The organism is Sphingomonas canadensis, assembly GCF_026013525.1.
Classification (GTDB): domain Bacteria; phylum Pseudomonadota; class Alphaproteobacteria; order Sphingomonadales; family Sphingomonadaceae; genus Sphingomonas; species Sphingomonas canadensis.
On the sequence record NZ_JAPDRA010000001.1, the window covers coordinates 538,963 to 557,718 of the forward strand.

The 18,756-nt window shown below is 69.2% G+C and carries 16 protein-coding genes; 9 read left to right on the forward strand and 7 right to left on the reverse strand.

Features of this window, described 5'->3' with window-relative positions; all coding sequences use genetic code 11:
* Nucleotides 1-9: 9 nt before the first annotated feature.
* Nucleotides 10-987: an NAD(P)H-dependent glycerol-3-phosphate dehydrogenase gene (locus tag OM513_RS02640; protein ID WP_264942584.1), complete on the forward strand. Its 978-nt coding sequence runs from the start codon at nt 10-12 to the stop codon at nt 985-987.
* A gap of 46 nt (nt 988-1,033) precedes the next feature.
* On the opposite strand, the gene OM513_RS02645 is transcribed toward OM513_RS02640, so the two are convergent.
* Nucleotides 1,034-1,195 carry a DUF1674 domain-containing protein gene (locus OM513_RS02645; protein ID WP_264942585.1) on the reverse strand — a complete coding sequence of 54 codons (162 nt, stop codon included), beginning with the start codon at nt 1,193-1,195 and terminating at the stop codon, nt 1,034-1,036.
* Between the two features lie 37 nt (nt 1,196-1,232).
* Between OM513_RS02645 and OM513_RS02650 the strand changes: the two genes are divergently transcribed.
* The 4 genes from OM513_RS02650 to purH all read left to right on the forward strand — a co-directional run bounded on the left by OM513_RS02650 (nt 1,233) and on the right by purH (nt 6,643).
* Nucleotides 1,233-2,504, forward strand: a complete 1,272-nt coding sequence (locus tag OM513_RS02650) for an RsmB/NOP family class I SAM-dependent RNA methyltransferase (RefSeq protein WP_264942586.1) — start codon at nt 1,233-1,235, stop codon at nt 2,502-2,504.
* A gap of 48 nt (nt 2,505-2,552) precedes the next feature.
* The gene (gene rpe, locus OM513_RS02655; protein ID WP_264942587.1) at nt 2,553-3,212 is read left to right on the forward strand and encodes a ribulose-phosphate 3-epimerase; all 660 of its coding nucleotides are present in this window, start codon (nt 2,553-2,555) and stop codon (nt 3,210-3,212) included.
* A complete protein-coding gene (locus OM513_RS02660; protein ID WP_264942588.1) occupies nt 3,209-4,942 on the forward strand; it encodes a heparinase II/III family protein in 1,734 nt (577 codons plus the stop codon). The genes rpe and OM513_RS02660 overlap by 4 nt, the downstream gene beginning before the upstream one ends.
* A gap of 120 nt (nt 4,943-5,062) precedes the next feature.
* A complete protein-coding gene (gene purH, locus OM513_RS02665; protein WP_264942589.1) occupies nt 5,063-6,643 on the forward strand; it encodes a bifunctional phosphoribosylaminoimidazolecarboxamide formyltransferase/IMP cyclohydrolase in 1,581 nt (526 codons plus the stop codon).
* Nucleotides 6,644-6,685: 42 nt separating this feature from the next.
* On the opposite strand, the gene OM513_RS02670 is transcribed toward purH, so the two are convergent.
* Together OM513_RS02670 and polA are read right to left on the reverse strand one after the other, a co-directional pair.
* Nucleotides 6,686-8,197, reverse strand: a complete 1,512-nt coding sequence (locus tag OM513_RS02670) for a lipopolysaccharide biosynthesis protein (protein WP_264942590.1) — start codon at nt 8,195-8,197, stop codon at nt 6,686-6,688.
* Nucleotides 8,194-10,965 (reverse strand): DNA polymerase I, encoded by a 2,772-nt coding sequence (polA, locus tag OM513_RS02675; protein WP_264942591.1) that lies wholly within the window; start codon nt 10,963-10,965, stop codon nt 8,194-8,196. The genes OM513_RS02670 and polA overlap by 4 nt, the downstream gene beginning before the upstream one ends.
* Before the next feature lie 171 nt (nt 10,966-11,136).
* Between polA and OM513_RS02680 the strand changes: the two genes are divergently transcribed.
* Entirely contained in the window at nt 11,137-11,952 is an 816-nt protein-coding gene (locus tag OM513_RS02680; protein ID WP_264942592.1) for a hypothetical protein, read from the forward strand.
* Between the two features lie 9 nt (nt 11,953-11,961).
* Here the strand turns inward: OM513_RS02680 and bla are convergent, their stop codons facing one another.
* From bla to OM513_RS02700, 4 genes are all read right to left on the reverse strand, one after another.
* Complete coding sequence (gene bla / locus OM513_RS02685) at nt 11,962-13,266, reverse strand: class A beta-lactamase (RefSeq protein WP_264942593.1); 1,305 nt, start codon at nt 13,264-13,266, stop codon at nt 11,962-11,964.
* Between the two features lie 118 nt (nt 13,267-13,384).
* Entirely contained in the window at nt 13,385-14,965 is a 1,581-nt protein-coding gene (gene nadB / locus OM513_RS02690) for an L-aspartate oxidase (protein WP_264942594.1), read from the reverse strand.
* Entirely contained in the window at nt 14,962-15,651 is a 690-nt protein-coding gene (locus OM513_RS02695; RefSeq protein ID WP_264942595.1) for a uracil-DNA glycosylase family protein, read from the reverse strand. The genes nadB and OM513_RS02695 overlap by 4 nt, the downstream gene beginning before the upstream one ends.
* On the reverse strand, nt 15,644-16,567 hold the full coding sequence (locus OM513_RS02700; RefSeq protein ID WP_264942596.1) for an ABC transporter ATP-binding protein: 924 nt from the start codon (nt 16,565-16,567) through the stop codon (nt 15,644-15,646). Before OM513_RS02700 ends, OM513_RS02695 begins: the two co-directional genes overlap by 8 nt.
* A 105-nt stretch (nt 16,568-16,672) precedes the next feature.
* On the opposite strand from OM513_RS02700, the gene OM513_RS02705 reads away from it, so the two are divergent.
* The 3 genes from OM513_RS02705 to tldD are packed head-to-tail and all read left to right on the forward strand — an operon-like array spanning nt 16,673 to nt 18,756.
* Nucleotides 16,673-16,999, forward strand: a complete 327-nt coding sequence (locus OM513_RS02705; protein ID WP_264942597.1) for a hypothetical protein — start codon at nt 16,673-16,675, stop codon at nt 16,997-16,999.
* 45 nt (nt 17,000-17,044) lie between these two features.
* Nucleotides 17,045-17,275 carry a zinc-finger domain-containing protein gene (locus OM513_RS02710; RefSeq protein ID WP_264942598.1) on the forward strand — a complete coding sequence of 77 codons (231 nt, stop codon included), beginning with the start codon at nt 17,045-17,047 and terminating at the stop codon, nt 17,273-17,275.
* A 53-nt stretch (nt 17,276-17,328) separates the two neighbouring features.
* Nucleotides 17,329-18,756 (forward strand): metalloprotease TldD, encoded by a 1,428-nt coding sequence (tldD, locus tag OM513_RS02715; protein ID WP_264942599.1) that lies wholly within the window; start codon nt 17,329-17,331, stop codon nt 18,754-18,756.

Sequence of the window (18,756 nt, forward strand, 5' to 3'; positions counted from 1 at the left end):
GATCACGCGATGCGGATAGGAGTGATCGGCGGCGGCGCCTGGGGCACCGCGCTTGCGGCGGTGGCGGCGCGGGGCGGGCAATCCGTGCTGCTCTGGGCACGCGAGTCGGAGGTGGTGGCGGCGATCAACGCGGGCCAGGGCAATCCCCAGTTCCTGCCGGGCGTGCCGCTGCCCGCTTCGATCCGCGCGACCGGCGATCTGGACGCGCTGGCCGGGGTCGAAGCCGCGCTGGTGGTTCCCCCGGCGCAGCACGTCCGCGCCGTGCTGTCCGCTGCGCCGCTAGCCGATGTGCCGCTGGTGCTCTGTGCCAAGGGGATCGAGGCGGGCACGCGGCTGCTGGTGGGCGAGGTCGCGCGCCAGGTGCATCCGGCGGCGCCCAGCGCGGTGCTTTCCGGCCCCACCTTCGCGCATGAGGTGGCGAAGGGGCTGCCGACCGCAGTCACGCTGGCGTGCGAGGACGAAGGGCTGCGCGCCCGGCTGGCCGCGCGGCTCGCCGGGCCGGGCTTCCGCATCTATGGTTCGTCCGACGTCGTCGGGGCGGAGATCGGCGGGGCGGTGAAGAACGTCCTCGCCATCGCCTGCGGCGTGGTGGAGGGCGCGGGGCTGGGGCAGAATGCGCGCGCCGCGCTGATCGCGCGCGGCTTTGCCGAAATGACGCGCTTCGGCGTCGCCCGCGGTGCCCAGCCGGAGACGCTGGCCGGGCTTTCGGGCCTGGGCGATCTGGTACTCACCTGCTCGTCCACCAGCTCCCGCAACTTCTCGCTCGGCATCGGGCTCGGTCAGGGCCGCAGCGCGGCCGAGATGCTCGCCAACCGCACCACCGTGGCGGAGGGCGCCTTTACCGCCCCAGTGCTGCGCGAGGCGGCGGCGGAGGCGGGGGTGGACATGCCGGTGACGCAGGCGGTCTGCGCGCTGCTGGAGGGCGCGGCGCTGCGCACCGTGGTAGAGGCGCTGCTCGCGCGCCCGCTGCGCGAGGAAGGTGCGTGAGACGGGCGGCAGCGACGGCCGGGCCGAACGCTACCCGGCCCGGCGTCTAGAAATCGACCGCGATGCCCTTCAGCTCCCAATCGCCATAGCGGGTGGGATCCTGCCCCAGCGGATCGTCGTCGCGCGGGCGCACCGCCTCCGGCTCGGGCACGGGCGGGCTCGGCGACAGATATTCCGGCGGTTTTACGTGTTCGGGGCGCTTGCCCATCATTGCCTCTTGCGCTGTTGCCCTCCAAATCGGCGCGATGCGGAAAGAGGTCAAGCCAAGGGGTGCGCAGGACGGCGCAGGTGTACCGGCACGGCGCGCGGCGTTGCGGCTGCTCGACGCGGTGCTGCGTCGCGGGATCGCGCTGGAGGCGGAGCTGGTGCGCGCCGGCGCGGGGCTCCCGCCCAATGATCGCGGGCTGGCGCATGCGATAGCGGTGGAGGCGCTGCGGCGCCTGCCCGATCTCGATGCGCTGATCGATTCGGCCACGCGCAATCCGCTGCCCCAGGATGCCAAGGCGCGTTTCGCGTTGCGCATCGCGCTGGTCCAGACGCTGGCGCTGGGCACGCCGCCGCATGCCGCGATCGCCACGGTGCTGCCCCTGGTCGACGGCGGCCCGCGCAAGCTGGTGCATGGCGTATTCGGCGCGCTGACGCGCAAGGGCGTTGCGCTGCCGGAGGTGCCGGCGCTGCCCGATGCCGTGGCGGAGCGCTGGGCTGCCGCCTGGGGTGACGCCATGGTGCAGGCCGCCGCGCGCGCCGTCGCCGCGCCGCCGCCGCTCGATCTGTCGCTGGCGCCGGGCGTGCCGCCGCCGGAAGGCGCGACAGTCCTGCTCCCCGGCCATGCCCGGCTTCCGGCGGGCACGGCCGTCACCGCGCTGCCGGGGTTCGCCGAAGGGCGCTTCTGGGTGCAGGACGTCGCCGCATCGCTGCCCGCGCGGCTGATCGGTCCGGGCGCGGGCTCCGCGCTCGATCTATGCGCCGCGCCGGGGGGCAAGACGCTTCAGCTCGCGGCTGCGGGATGGAAAGTGACCGCGGTCGATATTTCCGAAAGTCGTCTCGCGCGACTTTCGGAGAATCTCGCCCGCACCGGTCAGCCGGCCGCGGTCGCCGTCGCCGATCTGCTCGAATGGCAACCGGGCGAACCCGCCGACGCCGTGCTGCTCGATGCGCCGTGCAGCGCCACAGGCATCTTCCGCCGCCATCCGGACGTGCTCCACCGCGTCCGCCCCGCGCTGATCGCGGAGACGGCGGCGCTCCAGGCCCGGCTGCTCGATCGCGCCGCCCGATGGGTGAAGCCGGGCGGCACGCTGGTTTACGCCACCTGCTCGCTGGAGCCGGCCGAGGGGGAGGCGCAGCTCGTCTCCTTCCTGGCCGAGCATCCCGAATTCGCGATGGACCCGGTACGTGCTGAAGAGCTTCCGGCGGGCATTGCGCCGCTGGCGGACGGCACGGTGCGCACCCTGCCCGGCATGCTGGCGGAAAGCGGCGGGCTGGACGGTTTCTTCATCGCGCGCCTTCGCCGCGGCTGAGACGGTTTCGGCGTTGCGCGCGACTCGCGGCGTGCCTAAGGATTCGTCATGTCCGCCGTTCGTATCGCCCCTTCGATCCTGTCCGCCGATTTCGCCCGTCTGGGGGAGGAAGTGCGCGCGATCGACGCGGCCGGGGCGGACTGGATCCATGTGGACGTGATGGACGGCCATTTCGTGCCCAACATCACCATCGGCCCGTCGGTGGTTAAGGCGCTGCGCCCGCATTCGGCGAAGGTCTTCGACGTCCATCTGATGATCGCGCCGGTCGATCCCTTCCTCCAGGCGTTTGCCGATGCCGGGGCGGACGTGATCTCGGTCCATCCCGAATCCGGGCCGCACCTCCACCGCACGCTCCAGACGATCAAGGCGCTGGGCAAGCGCGCCGGCGTGGTGCTCAATCCTGCCACGCCCGTCAGCGCGGTCGATCATGTGATGGACCTGCTCGATCTCATCCTGGTGATGAGCGTGAACCCCGGCTTCGGGGGGCAGAAGTTCATCCAATCCTCGCTTGACAAGATCGCCGCCCTGCGCGCGCGGATCACGGCCAGCGGGCGCGACATCGATCTGGAGGTGGACGGCGGCATCGATCGCGTCACCGCGCCGCTGGCGATCGCGGCGGGCGCGAACGTGCTGGTGGCGGGCACCGCCAGCTTCGAAGGCGGGGCGGAACATTATGCCGCCAATATCGCCGCGCTGAGGGGCGGGTGAGCGATCCGGCCGGCGGCCCCGGTCCCGACGGGGTCGAAGCGGGCAAGCGGCTGATCCGGCTGGGCGGCGATCGCGGGCTGAGCCTTGCCGATCGCGTCGCCGAGCGGTTTCGCCGCCTCGCCTGGCGCACGCCGATCTACCGGATGAAGCTGCGCGGCCGCCATCCGCTGAAGCTCATCGCGGTCGTCGACGATCCGTTCCTGGGCGATGCCGCGCGCGGCAACGCGCTGCTCGATGGCGTGCTTTCGTTCCGGGGCGAGGAGCTGCGCATCGACACGCTCGATTTCGCGCGGCTCAACGTGTCGAAGGCCTTTGCCGAGCATCTCCACGCCTTCGACTGGCTGCGCGATCTCTCCACCGTCACCACCCGCGCGCATGCCGCGCCGATCGCGGAGGCGATCATGCGGCGCTGGCTGGATGCCCATGCCGACAAGGTAGCCGATCCCGCCTGGCGCGCGGACCTTTGGGGGCGGCGCATCCTGGCGTGGACGGCGCATGCGCCGATGATCCTTTCGGGCAACGACCTGGTCTATAAGTCGCGCGTGCTTCACGCGCTGGCGCGGGGCGCGCGGCACCTGGATCGCGCGGCGGACCGGGTGACGGCGGGCGTGCCGCGCATCGCCGCCTGGTGCGGGGTGCTGGTGGCGGGGCTGCTGATCCCCGGCGGCGATCCGCGCCGCGCGTTCGGCGAGACCGGGCTCAATCGCGCGTTCAAGCTTTCGATGTTCGAGGACGGCGGCACGGTCGGCCGTTCCCCGGTGGGTCAGCTCGACGCGGTGATGCTGTTGTCGATGCTGTGCAACGCCTATGCCGCGCGCCGGCTGGAGCCGCCGGCATTCGTCACCTCGGCGCTCAACCGCATGGTCTCGGCGCTGCTCGGCGTGTGTCATGGCGATCGCGGACTATCGAGCTGGCAGGGCTGCGTTCCGATCGCCGGAGAGATGATCGCCCAGGCGGTGGAGGCCAGCGGCGTGCGCGCCCGGCCGCTGCGCCAGGCGCGCGAATGGGGCTATCAGCGGCTCTCCGCTGCCGGAACGGTGCTGATCGTCGATGCCGCCCCGCCGCCGCTCGCCCGGCTGGTGGAGGGCGGCTGTGCCTCGACGCTGGCGTTCGAGCTGTCGGACGCCGCGCACCGCATCGTCGTCAATTGCGGCGGCGCGCGGATGGCGGTGCGCCAGGTGCCCGCCGCGCTGGGCGAGGGGCTGCGCACCACCGCCGCGCATTCCACGCTGGTGATCGGCGATTCCAACTCCACCGCCATCCACCCGGACGGTTCGCTGGGCCGCGGCGTTTCCGAGGTCGAGCTGAGCCGCCAGGAAAGCGAGAACTCCAGCCGGATCGAGGCGAGCCACGACGGCTATGTCCGCCGCTTCGGCTTCCTCCACCGCCGCCAGATCGCGCTTTCGAGCGACGGCAACGATATCCGCGGCGAAGACATGCTGCTCCCGGCCGACCGGCGGCGGAAGAAGGGTGCGACGCCCTTCGCCGTCCGCTTCCACCTCTCGCCCCAGGTGGAGATCGCGCCGACGGCGGACGGGATGGCGGCGTTCCTGCGCATCCCCTCCGGCGCTGTGTGGCAGTTCCGCTGCCGCGGCGGCACGCTGGCGATCGAGGACAGCGTGTGGATCGACGGCCAGGGCCGCCCCGTCGCCACCGAACAGCTTGTGATCAATGCCGAGACCCCGGCCGGCGGCACCAATGTGAGCTGGGTGTTCCACCGCGCCCGCTGAGCGCCCGCCGCCCGCCCGGCCAAAACCGCCGCGCCGGAACCGCCGTCAAAATCCGCAAACTTAGCCCGTAACGGCCATGCCGGTCTTGCCATCGCCGCGCCGATCCGCGAGGGGGCCGCCATGAGCATCATCCCTGTCCGCCGCGCCCTCCTCTCGGTCTCCGACAAGACCGGCATCGTCGAACTCGCCCGGGCGCTCGCCGCGCATGGCGCGGAGCTGGTCTCGACCGGCGGCACCGCCAAGGCGCTGCGCGAGGCGGGGCTGGATGTGCGCGACATCTCGGATCTCACCGGCTTTCCGGAGATGATGGACGGGCGGGTGAAGACGCTGCACCCGGTGGTCCATGGCGGCCTGCTCGCGGTGCGCACCAACGCGGAGCATGTCGCGGCGATGCAGGCGCACGGCATCGGCCCGATCGATTGCGTGGTGGTGAACCTCTATCCCTTCGTCCAGACGGTGGCGAAGGGCGCCGATCGCGACGAGATCATCGAGAATATCGACATCGGCGGCCCTTCGATGGTCCGTTCGGCGGCGAAGAATCACGAAAGCGTCGCGATCGTCACCGATCCCGCCGATTATCCCGCGCTGATGGCCGAGCTGGAGGCCGGCGGCACCACGCTCGCCACCCGCCGCAAGCTGGCGGCCAAGGCCTATGCCGCCACCGCCGCCTATGATTCCGCGATCGCAAGCTGGTTCGCCTTCGCCGATCAGGGCGAGACCTTTCCCGCCACGCTTCCGGTGGCGCTCAGCAAGGGGCCGGAGCTGCGCTATGGCGAGAACCCGCACCAGCAGGCCGCGCTCTATTTCCCCCAGGGCGGCGGCCGCGGCATCGCCCAGGCCGAACAGCTCCAGGGCAAGGAGCTTTCGTACAACAACTATAACGACGCCGATGCCGCGCTGGAGCTGCTGAGCGAGTTCAAGGACGGCCCGCCCACCGTTGTGATCGTGAAACACGCCAATCCCTGCGGCGTGGCGACGGCGGACACGCTGGCGGAGGCCTATCGCAAGGCGTTCCTGTGCGATCAGGTGTCGGCGTTCGGCGGCATCATCGCGGTCAACCGCACGCTCGATCGCGCCACCGCCGAGGCGATCGTCGAGATCTTCACCGAAGTGGTGGTCGCGCCCGATGCCGATGCGGACGCGCGCGCCGTGTTCGCCGCGAAGAAGAACCTGCGGCTGCTGATCACCGGCGCGCTCCCCGATCCGAAGCGCCCGGGGCTGACGCTGAAGTCGATCGCGGGCGGCATGCTCGTCCAGTCGCGCGACAACGGCAGCATCGGGCTTGGCGACCTCAAAGTGGTGACGAAGCGCGCGCCGACCGATCAGGAGCTGAAGGACTGCCTGTTCGCCTGGACGGTGGCCAAGCACGTCAAGTCGAACGCGATCGTCTATGCCAAGGACGGCGCCACCGCGGGCATCGGCGCGGGGCAGATGAACCGCCGCGATTCCTCGCGCATCGCCGCCGTCCGCGCGAAGGAAGCGGCCGAGGCGGCGGGCTGGCCCCAGCCGCTGACGATGGGCTCGGCAGTCGCCTCCGACGCCTTCTTCCCCTTCCCGGACGGGCTGCTCGCGGCGGCCGAGGCGGGGGCGACGGCCGTGATCCAGCCCGGCGGATCGATCGGCGACGACAAGGTGATCGCCGCCGCCGACGCAGCCGGGCTGGCGATGGTGTTCACGGGGATGCGGCACTTCCGCCACTGAGGCCGGTTTCGGCGAAGCGGAAGCATTCGCGGAGACCGCGCCTCACGGGATTTCGTTCACCACCGGATCCTGGTCGCGCGGCATCTTGCGGAACAGCGCCTTGTCCTCGTCGCCGAAGGCGGTTTTCAGCAGGACGAGGAAATAGGCTGCGAGCATCAGCGGGATGCCGATGGTGAGCTGCGCCCATTCGGGCAGCTTGCTGATCGCCACACCCGTTCCCGCGCAAGCCACGATCGCCGCGAATAGCCCCAGCCTCAGCCCCGATGTGCTGGCGCCCAGCATGCGCGAAAGCAGCACGCCCTTCAGCACCGATCCGATCGTCAGCGAAACCGCCAGCGCCAGCGCCGGCCCCACCGCCTGATATGCCTCGGGCCAGCCCATGTCGCGCAGCAGCAAGACGAAGGCGAAGCTCAGCGCCACCTGAAGCCCCAGGGTGAAGACCGAGATCATCAGGTTGCGGTGCCGCGCGACATAGACGAGCGCGCTCTCCGAAACCGATCCCGTCGCCGCCAGCACCTCGGCCGCCAGCAGGATGCACAGCGCGCCCGATCCCGCGACGAAGCTGGGGCCGACCAGCCCCATCACCCCGTCGGAGGTGACGCCCAGCGCGATCGCCACCGCCGCCTGCACCGCGATGATCCAGAAGGCCACCTGCCGCACCTGCTTCGCCACCGACAGCTTGTCGCCCGCCGCCAGGCTGCGCGTCACCACCGGGCCCAGGATCGGATCGAACGTCGTCTTGAACTTCTGCGCCAGCGTCGCGACCTGCTGCGCCATGTAATAGATGCCGACGAACGCCGGCGGGAACAGCAGGCCCAGGATGAAGCGATCGATGTTGCGCGAAGCCCATTCGATCGCGTCGGCGCCCGCCAGCGGCGCGTTGCGCTGGGCGAGCTGCGCCAGCTCCACCGGATGCGGCTTCCACCCCACCGGAACGCCATACATGCGGATCAGCGGCACCATCGCCGCCGCCAGCATCGCCAGCGTGGCGGCGACATAGGAAAGGATCAGCCCCTCCTGGATGGTGATATAGCTGAACGCCATCGCCGCGATGCTGATCGTCCAGGGTTCCACGATCGCCCGCGCGGTCACCTGCGCGCCCACATTGTGCCGGTATGCGAGCGCGGAGAAAGCGACGTCGGACCAGGCGAGCGCGAAGACGATGACGGGCAGCAGCCGTTCGAGCTGGGTCGGCTGGCTGTTGGGGTAGATCACTTCGGGAAAGACGAACAGCAGCGCGCTGGCGCACACCGACGCGAACAGCGCGACCACCAGCGCGTCGGCCACGACATGGCTGTGCGGCCGCCCGGTGTGCGACAACGCCTGCGCCAGCCCGCGCTTCAGGCCCAGCGTGGCGATCAGCGCCGCCAGCTCCACCACCAGCACCGCCAATGCGAACCGCCCGGTGATCTCCGCGCCATAGACGCGGCCCGCGATGAACAGGAACGGCATCCGCCCGGCCAGGCGGATGAAGAACCCCAGGATATTGGTGCGCCCGCCCTTGGCGAGCGCGTTGAGGTCGTCGGACTGTGTGTCGGCCTGCGTCGTGGTCAATGCGCCGCGCCCCAGCTTGGCCCCACGCCGATCTCCACGCCCAGCGGTACGCTCAGCGGCACGGCGGGTTCGGCGGCGGTCGCCATCACGCGCTCGATGACGGGCTTTGCCGCCTCCACATCCCCCTCCGGAAGCTCGAACACCAGTTCGTCGTGGACCTGCAACAGCATCTGCACCTTCGGCAGCCCGGCGTCTAGCAGTGCGGGGCCCATGCGGGCCATGGCGCGCTTGATGATGTCGGCGCAGGTGCCCTGGATCGGCGCGTTGATCGCGGCGCGCTCGCTGCCCGCGCGTTCGTTGGGATTGGTGGCCTTCAGGCGCGGGAAATGGGTCTTCCGGCCGAACAGCGTGGTGGTGTATCCGGCCTCGCGCGCGTTGGTCAGCGTGTCGGCGATATAACGGTTGATGCCTGGGAAACGCTCGAAATAGCGGTCGATCATCGCCTGCGCCTCGTCCGGCGTCACGTCCAGCCGGCCGGCCAGACCCCAGCGGCTGATGCCGTACAGGATGGCGAAGTTGATCGTCTTGGCGCGTGCGCGCGTGTCGCGGTTCAGCTCGCCGAACAGCTCCATCGCGGTCATGTTGTGGATGTCGTCGCCGCGGGCGAAGGCGTCGCGCAGCGCGGGCACATCGGCGATATGCGCGGCCAGCCTCAGCTCGATCTGCGAATAGTCGGCCGAAAGGATGACGTTGCCCGGCTCGGCGACGAAGGCGTCGCGGATCTGGCGGCCCACTTCGGTGCGGATCGGGATGTTCTGCAGGTTGGGATCGGTGGAGCTGAGGCGCCCGGTCTGCGCGCCGGTCAGGCTGTAGCTGGTATGGACGCGGCCGGTGCGCGGGTTGATCTGCGCCTGCAGCGCGTCGGTATAGGTCGATTTGAGCTTGGAGAGCTGGCGCCAGTCGAGCACCTTCAACACCATCTCGCGCCCCGGCGAATCCTTGTCCGCCGCGATCCGTTCCAGCTCGTTGACGTCGGTGGAATAGACGCCGGACTTGCCCTTGCGCCCGCCCTTGATGCCCATCTTGTCGAACAGCACGTCGCCGAGTTGCTTGGGGCTGCCGATGGTGAACTTGAACCCGGCCAGCCCGTGGATCTCCTCCTCCAGCGCGGCGATCTGCTTCGAGAAGTCGTCGGAAAGCCGGGCCAGCGCGCCCGCGTCCACCTTGATCCCTGCGCTCTCCATATCGGCCAGCACCTGCACCAGCGGGCGATCGACCATCTCATAGACGCGCGTCGCGCCTTCCCACGCCAGCCGCGGCTTGAATCGGCGCCAGAAGCGCAGCGTCACGTCCGCGTCCTCGGCGGCGTATCGCGTGGCGGTCTTCAGGTCGACCTCGTGGAAGCCGAGCTGGTTCTTGCCGGTGCCCACCACCTCCTTGAAGGCGATGCACTGGTGGCCGAGATGCTCCTTCGCCAGCTCGTCCATGCCATGGCCGTGGAGCCCGGCGTCCAGATCGAAGCTCATCACGATCGTGTCGTCATAGGGCGCGACGCGCACGCCATGGCGGCCCAGCACGATCAGGTCGTATTTCAGATTGTGCCCGATCTTGAGCACCGCCGGATCCTCCAGCAGCGGCTTCAGCTTCGCCAGCGCGGCGCCGCGATCGAGCTGCACGGGCTTTTCGGCGAACATGTCGGTGCCGCCATGGCCGAGCGGGATGTAACAGGCGCGGTTGGGCGCCAGTCCCAGGCTGACGCCCACCAGATCGGCCTGCATCGCGTCCAGCGCGCTCGTCTCGGTATCCACCGCCACCCAGCCCTGGTGCCGCGCCTCGGCGATCCACCGGTCGAGCGCGTCTTCGGTTACGACGGTCTCATAAGCGTCGAGGTCGCATGGCGGGTCCTCGGGCGCGGCCGGGGCGGGTGCCGCGGCTTCGGCCGGCCCCGCCGGGGCGGGATCGGCCGCGGCGGAAAGCCGGGCGAGCAGCGACTTGAAGCCATGGTGCGCCAGGAACGCGCGCAGCGGCGGCTCCGGAATGCCCTTCAGCTCCATGCCTTCCAGCGGCTCGGGCAGCGGCACGTCGGACGCCAGCTCCACCAGCTTGCGCGAAAGCCGCGCCATGTCCGCATGCTCGATCAGATTGTCGCGCAGCTTGCCCGGCTTCATCGACGGGGCGGCCGCCAGCACGCTTTCCACGTCGCCATATTCCAGGATCAGCTTGGCCGCGGTCTTCGGCCCCACGCCGGGCACGCCGGGCACATTGTCCACGCTGTCGCCCATCAGCGCCAGCACCTCGCCCAGCTTCTCCGGCCCCACGCCGAACTTCTCGCGCGTATCGTCCGGCCCCAGCCGCCGGTTGTTCATCGTATCGAGCATGTCGACCGCGGGATCGGTCATCAACTGCATCAGATCCTTGTCGGAACTGACGATCGTCACCTGCCATCCCTGCGCCAGCGCCGCCCTGGTATAGCTGGCGATCAGGTCGTCCGCCTCCCATCCGATCTCCTCGATGCACGGCAGGCTGAAGGCGCGGGTGGCGTCGCGGATCATCGGGAACTGGGGAACTAGGTCCTCGGGCGCGGGCGGGCGATTGGCCTTGTACTGATCGTACATGGCGTTGCGGAAGGTCTCCTCGGCCTTGTCGAGGATCACCGCCAGGTGCGTCGGCCCATCGGCCTTGTGAAGCTGGTCCGCCAGCTTCCACAACATGGTGGTATAGCCATAGACGGCGCCCACCGGCTCGCCATGCTGGTTGGTGAGCGGGGGCAGCCGGTGATAGGCGCGGAAGATATAGCTTGAGCCGTCGACCAGATAGAGATGGGGCATGGCGGGGGATTAGCAGGCGCCGGGCGGCCGGACGAGAGGCCAAAACGCGCAGCGCGATCCCCGCATTGACAAGCGCGTCCGGCGGGCGCTCCCTGCCGGGCCTACTGCGGGGGAATGACGATGCGTCCTGCCGATCGATCGTTGCGCGCTTCCGGATTCGCGTTGCCGGCCATGCTGGGTCTGCTGCTTTCGGGCTGCGGCCCGGCGCCGCTCGCCCGTCCCTATGCCGATCAGGCGCCGCCGGCGGCCGAGATCGAAGCGGCCTCGATCGACGTCAGCGGCTGCGGCGGCGGCAAGGGCTTCGAGATCGAGAGCCTGGGCGACGAGCTGGCGGGCCTGGCGGTCGATACGGTGGTCAAGCTGGGCAAGGCGTTTCTTGAGGACGCCCAACGCAAGCGCAACGCGGTGTGGTCCGCGGTGGGGGTGATGCAGTCCTGCTTCCCGAAGCAGAAGGGCGGCGAGCAATCGGGCATGCTGCACGTGCGCCGCGCCGTGCTGGACGGCGACGGGGTCGTGATCGGCATGCCGGGCTTCGACCTGGAAGGGCGCATCCGCTTCAAGCGCACGCGCGAGGACGGCGAGGCCAAGATCGCGGTCTATTTTCAGGCGACGCGGCTGGTCTACGGCCGCACCGCGGCGCCCTCGCGCGGGCGGGGGCGCAAGCATGTCGTGCTGCTGATCGGGCTGACCGACAACGCCGTGCTCGGCGCCAAGCCGGCCGAAGGGGACGAGACCGTCCCCGCGCCGCTGCGCATTGATCTCGGCTGGATCCAGGATGGCTACAGCTATTCTGCCGCCCAGCTCGCGCATGTGAAGGCCGCGGCGGTGATCGATGCGCCTGCGGTGGACCGGTTCCTGCTCACCGCGATCGTGCTGGAGACCGAGGACGAGATGCTCGCGCTAAAGGCGCTGACTGAAGCCTATGGCGATCATGAGGACGGGTTGAGCGCCGCGCTCAAGAAAGCGATCGGGGTGAAGAAGGACTGAGGCCCCGCCTCAGCCGTGGCTCGCCACGATCGCCGCCGCCACCGCCTGCATCAGTTGCTGCCGGTCCGGGATCGGGCGTGGCGTGTCGCCGATCATCACCGCAATCGCATAGGATTTGCCGTTGGGCGCGGTCAGGATACCCACGTCATTATATCCCGCCGTGCGGCCGCGCAGGTCCTGCCCGGTGCCGGTCTTGTGGCCATAGCTCCAGCCAGCGGGAACGGCGCCGCGCACGCGCGCCTTGCCCGTCTTGGCCTCTTCCATCGTCGCGATCAGCCAGGCGGTGGAGGAGGGCGAGAGCAGCTCGCCGCGCTTCAGCCGGGCCAGCGCCTGGGCGATCGCCTCCGGCGCCGCGCCATCGGGCGGATCGGCGACATAGGCCTCGAACGCCGCCAGCCGCACGCCCGGGGCAAGCTGCGCGCGCGCCTGGGCAAAGGCGTTGCCCATCGAATATTCCGGTTTCCACTTCAGCCCGGCCGTGGCGGACTGCAGGTCGCGCTCGCCGGGGCCGAAGCGGATCGATCCCAGCCCCTTGCGCGCGATGAAGTCGCGCACCGCCTGCGGGCCGCCCGCCAGGCGCAGCAGCTTGTCGTTGCAGGTGTTGTCGCTCATCTGCATCGCGCGGCGCATGATCTCGCCCACGGTCGCGGTATAGCCGGCGTCGTCCTTGATCAGCGCGGCCACCGGCTGGTGGAACAGCGTCAGATCGGCCTTGGTGATGGTGATCTTGTCGTCCAGCGTCAGCCGGCCCTGGTCGCGCAGGTCCAGGATGGTCATCGCCACCCACAGCTTGCTCACGCTCTGCTGCGGCAGCTTGCGGTCGCCGTTGGCGGAAACGGTCCAGCCTTCGTCCACGCTGGTCACCGCCACGCCCACGGTGCCCTGGAAGCCGCCGACCAGCGCGGCGACCGACGATTTGAGCGACGCGGGCGCCGGTGCGGTGGGCGCCGGGGCCGCCGCCGGGGCGGATTGTCCGCCCGAAAGATAGCTATAGTCGGGCGGCGGCAGCACGATGCGCTCGCGATGCTCGACATGCACGCCGCAGCCGAGCAGGAACGCCGGCGCCACCCCGCCCAGCGTCAGCGCGCGTTCCAGCGTGGAGAATGGCTTCATCTCGGGCACATAATCGCGCAGCGGCAGCGCCTTGCCCTTGGCGGCGGCATCGCCGGCCAGCGCCTTGCCCCGCGCCGCGAACTGACGGAATGCCGCGGCCACCCCATCGAGCGGCACCGCGCGCGCGAGATCGGAAAACGGCTTCAACATCACCACGTTAACCTGCCCCTTGCCCGATCGCATCATGCGGCGCACGCGCATGCCGCAGCAAGCCAAAAATCGCCGCGCCGCGACGAATTCCGTCCCAATAGCGGCGAAGCGTGAACAGCAGGAAAATGGCGGCGGCGAAATTCCGGATTGTCCGCAGCCGGTCGCAGCCTCAGGGCACCAGCACCGTATCCTCGGCCAGCGGCAGCAGGTCCGGATAATCGAGCGTATAGTGCAGCCCGCGGCTCTCCTTGCGGTGGAGCGCCGATCGCACGATCAGGTCGGCGGATTCGAGCAGGTTGCGCAGCTCGATCAGGTCCGGGGTCACGCGGAAATGGCCGTAATAATCGGCCACCTCCTCGCGCAGCAGCTTGATGCGGTGCGCCGCGCGCTCCAGCCGCTTGGTGGTGCGCACGATGCCGACATAATTCCACATGAACCGGCGGATCTCGGTCCAGTTCTGCTTGATCACGACTTCCTCGTCGGAATCGGCCACGCGGCTTTCGTCCCACGGCCGGATCGCGGGCGGCGCGGCCAGATCGCCCCAATGCGCCGCGATGTGGCTCGCCGCCGCTTCGCCATAGACGAAGCATTCCAGCAGCGAGTTGGACGCCAGGCGATTGGCGCCGTGCAGCCCCGATTGGGTGCATTCGCCCGCAGCATAGAGGCCCGGCAGATCGGTCTTGCCGTCGCGATCGATCACGATTCCGCCGCAGGTATAGTGCTGGGCGGGCACCACCGGGATCGGCTCGCGCGTCATGTCGATGTCCAGGTCCAGCAGCCGCGCGTGGATCGTGGGGAAGTGGCGCGCCACGAAATCGGCGCCCATGTGGCTGATGTCCAGATGGACGAAATCCAAGCCCAGCCGCTTGATCTCATGGTCGATCGCGCGCGCCACCACGTCGCGCGGCGCCAGTTCGGCGCGCAGATCGAATTCGGGCATGAAGCGGTGGCCGGTGCCGGGGATCTTGAGCTGCCCGCCCTCGCCGCGCACCGCCTCGGTGATCAGGAAGTTCTTGACCTCCAGATTGTAGAGGCAGGTCGGGTGGAACTGCATGAACTCCATGTTGGAGATGCGGCATCCCGCGCGCCACGCCATGGCGATGCCGTCCCCTGTCGCGCCGCGCGGGGCGGTGGAGAAGAGGTAGGTGCGCCCCGCCCCGCCCGTCGCCAGGATCGTGGCGCGCGCGGTGAACAGCTCCACGCGCCGCCGCTCCCGGCTGAAGGCATAGACGCCCCAGACGTTGCCCGCGCCCGAATAGCGCGCCTCGTGGCGGCTGGTGGCCAGATCGATCACCACCATGTCGGGCACCAGCGTCACATTGGGGTGCGCGTGCGCCGCCTTCAGCAGCGCCGCCTGCACCGCCGCGCCGGTGGCGTCGTCGACATGGACGATGCGGCGGTGGCTGTGCCCGCCCTCGCGCGTCAGGTGCAGCGCGTTGCCCTCGGTGTTGAACGGTACGCCGAGCTGCGCCAGCCGCGCGATCGCCGCGGGCGCGTTCTCGACCACGAACTCCACTGTGGCGCGATCGTTCAGCCCGGCGCCGGCCACGATCGTGTCCTCGACATGCTGTTCGAAGCTGTCGCCTTCCTCCAGCACCGCGGCGATCCCGCCCTGCGCCCAGGCGGTCGATCCCTCGTCCAGCCGCCCCTTGGCGAGCACGGTCACCTTGAACCGGTCGGCCAGATTCAGTGCCGCGGTAAGCCCCGCCGCGCCGGATCCGATGATCAGGATGTCGGAGGTACGAGTCATCGCGGCCGCGCCATGTTGAGCATTTCCGCCACCAGCGGACTGGGGTCCGAAGCAGGATTAATCCAGCTCGCGCGGCTGGGATGGGTTACGGAGATGACGATGCGGCCATCTGGTGCCTGATGCGCTGTGCTTGCCCACCCTCTTGCGTTGCGTTCGCGAATTTCGTCCAAAGGGTTATGCGCATCCATCTTCTTACGGAATAGAGCGCCAGCGGTCTTTCCAAGGCAAACCACCACACGCACCCGCAGGCTGTCCAATACCGCTTGATGAACCGGCCAGCAGGCTTGCAGCAGCAGGTCTCGTTCTGAGCCTAGGCTCCCTTCATTGGTCGAGCGTACAAAAATGGCGTTGCTTGATGGCGTCAATCTCGGATCGCGCCCCAGAATGTGTAGCATATGCCGCATCTGCGGCTGCATGCCCCAGGCTCCGGGCTGTGCGCCTTCCCAAGATACATCGACATATTCGGACCAAGGCGCAGTGCGCTTCCAGAAATCACCGATATGCTTCTCGATGGTTTCGTTGCGCTGACGCACGGGATCGCCACCGGGATTTAGCCCAGCGACATAAAGGTCGCGGTGCTCTGAGAATGCCTCCTTGCCACTGTAGAATACCGAGCCTGAGCGAGCCAGCAGCGACGGCGGCAAGGCGGCCAAGCTTTGCCGGATTGCTTCGGGCACTTCAGCCATTCGCCGCCCGCGTCAGGCTAAGGAACACGTCCTCCAGGTCCGCCTCGCGCGTGGAGACGTCGACGATGCCATAGCCCTCGCGCTGGACGGCATCCAGCACCTGGCCCGCGTTCGCCTGGTCCTTGCGATAGGTGATCACCAGCGTGCGCGCGCCGCGCATCTCGATCTTCTGGAAACAGGTGTCGGCGGGCGCGCCGGGTATGTCGCGGTCCACGGTCACCTCAACCACCTTTTCCTGCGCCATGGCGAGCAGATCGCGCGTCGGCTGGTTGGTGATCACGCGGCCGTGGTTGATGATCGCGATGCGATCGCACAGCTCCTCGGCCTCTTCCAGATAGTGGGTCGTCAGCACCACCGTCACGCCGCGCGCGTTGAGCTCGCGCACATAGGCCCAGAGCTGCTGGCGCAGCTCCACGTCCACCCCCGCGGTCGGCTCGTCCAGCACCAGCACCGGCGGCGAATGGACCATTGCCTTGGCCACCATCAGCCGCCGCTTCATTCCGCCCGAAAGCGTGCGCGAATAGGCCTCGGCCTTGTCCTCCAGATGCACCGCGCGCAGCAGCGCCATCGCGTCGAACCGCTCCTTGCGCACCCCATAGAGCCCGGCCTGGATCTCCAGCGTCTCGCGCGGGGTGAAGAAGGGGTCGAAGGTGATCTCCTGATTGACGATGCCGATCGATGCCTTGGCGTTGCGCGGGTGGGAATCGATGTCGAAGCCCCATATGCGCGCGGTGCCGCCCGTCTTGTTCACCAGGCCCGCCAGGATGTTGATCAGCGTCGATTTGCCCGCGCCGTTCGGCCCCAGCAGCCCGAAGATCTGCCCGCGCGGCACATCGAAGCTCACCCCGTCCAGCGCGCGCTTGCCGCCGGCATAGGTCTTGCACAACTGGTCGATGGCGATCGCGGCTTCGGTCATGCGCCTCGAATTAGGCCGCGCGCCGCGCTTGGCAAGCAAATCCCTTGCCTTCGCCCGGCCAAGCCGCCACCACCGGGCGACCATTTGGGGGAAGGAAATACCGGCATGCCGTTCGTTACCGCGCTCGTCCTCGCGCTCGCGCCCGTCGCGCCCCAGGCGATCGACCCACAGGATCGCGCCGATGCGATCTGCACGCTCGCCATGTCGAACAAGTCCGATGCGCTGGCCGACAGCGATCCGGCGATGTCGGAGAAAATGGCCGGGATCATGATGTTCTACGTCGGTAAGCTGTTCGGCCGGCATGACGGTCCGGCCGTGCGCGCGCTGCTGAACGCGGTGGACGCGGATGCGGGCGCTGAGGCGATCGAGGCCGCCGGGCGCTCCTGCGTCGAGGGCGTTTCCGCCGCTGCCGCGGTGTTGCAGGATGAGTGACGTGGCGCATTGCCGCGCGCGCCCCGCTTTGCTAGTCGCGCGGCGATGATTCCGCCGCCCGAAGTCACCCGCGTCAGCCACGCCCGCGTCGCATGCGACGGGGCGCAGGCCGGCATCCCCGCCGCGCTCGGCCATCCGCGCGTGTTCCTTGAGATCGACGAGCACGGCTATGTCGATTGCGGCTATTGTGATCGCCGCTTCGTGCTGATCGGCGGACCTGCCGACGGCGCGGACCAGTCGCAGCTTCCCGACATCGCCTCGGGCGCCAGCCTCTGATCCGGCGGGCTGCGGCGGCGTGACTCTGCCGCGCATGCCACTATATCGGCTGGATGAATCCCGTCACCGATCCGCGCGGCCTGCTCTACCGCGACGCCCTTGATCCCGATACCGCGCTGAAGCTGACCGCCCAGGCGCTCGCCAGCGCCGAGGATGGGGAACTCTATCTCCAGTATCGCCGTACCGAGGCCTTCGGCTTCGACGACGGTCGGCTGAAGACCGCGAGCTATGATACCCAGTCGGGCTTCGGCCTGCGCGCCGTATCGGGCGAGACGACCGCCTTCGCCCATGCCAACGAGATCAGCGCCGACGCGATCCGCCGCGCGGCGGAGACGATGGCGCTGATCGATCCCGCCCAGGGGCCGAAGGCCGCCGCCCCGCGCCGCAGCAACCGGCATCTCTACACCGATGCCGATCCGCTCGATCTGGTGCCCTTCGCCGACAAGGTGAACCTGTGCCAGACGATCGACGCCGCCGCCCGCGCGCGCGATCCGCGCGTCGTCCAGGTCTCGGTCAGCCTCACCGGCCAGTGGAGCGTGGTGGAGATCGTGCGGCCCGACGGCTTCACCGCCACCGACGTCCGCCCGCTCGTCCGCCTCAACGTCACCATCGTGGCCGAGGTGGACGGCCGCCGCGAAACCGGCAGCTTCGGCCTGGGCGGGCGAGAGCTCTACGGCCGGCTGTTCGAACCGGCGACGTGGAACCGCGCGATCGACGAGGCGCTGGCCCAGGCGCTGGTGAACCTCGATTCCGAAGACGCGCCGGCAGGCGAGATGACCGTGCTGCTCGGCCCCGGCTGGCCCGGCGTGCTGCTGCACGAGGCGGTGGGCCATGGGCTGGAGGGCGATTTCAACCGCAAGGGCACCAGCGCCTTCGCCGGCCGCATCGGCGAGCGCGTGGCCGCGCCCGGCGTCACCGTGATCGACGACGGATCGATCGCCGCGCGCCGTGGATCGCTCAGCATCGACGACGAAGGCACGCCGACGCAGGAGAATATCCTGATCGAGGACGGCATCCTGAAGGGCTATATCCAGGACCGGATGAACGCCCGGCTGATGGGCGTCGCGCCCACCGGCAACGGGCGGCGCGAAAGCTTCCAGCACGCGCCGATGCCGCGCATGACCAACACCTTCATGCGCGGCGGCAACGATGATCCCGCCGAGTTGCTGAGCCGCGTGAAGAAGGGCATCTTCGCCAAATCCTTCGGTGGCGGGCAGGTGGATATCGTGTCGGGCAAGTTCGTCTTCACCTGTACCGAGGCCTATCGCGTCGAAAACGGTCGGATCGGCGCTCCCGTGAAGGGGGCGACGATCATCGGCGACGGGCCGAGCGCGCTGACCCAGGTGAAGGGCATCGGCAGTGATTTCGCGCTGGACGAGGGCATCGGCATGTGCGGCAAGGGCGGGCAGAGCGTGCCCGCGGGCGTGGGCCAGCCCACGCTGCTGCTCGAAGGGCTGACGGTGGGCGGCACCGCGGCCTGA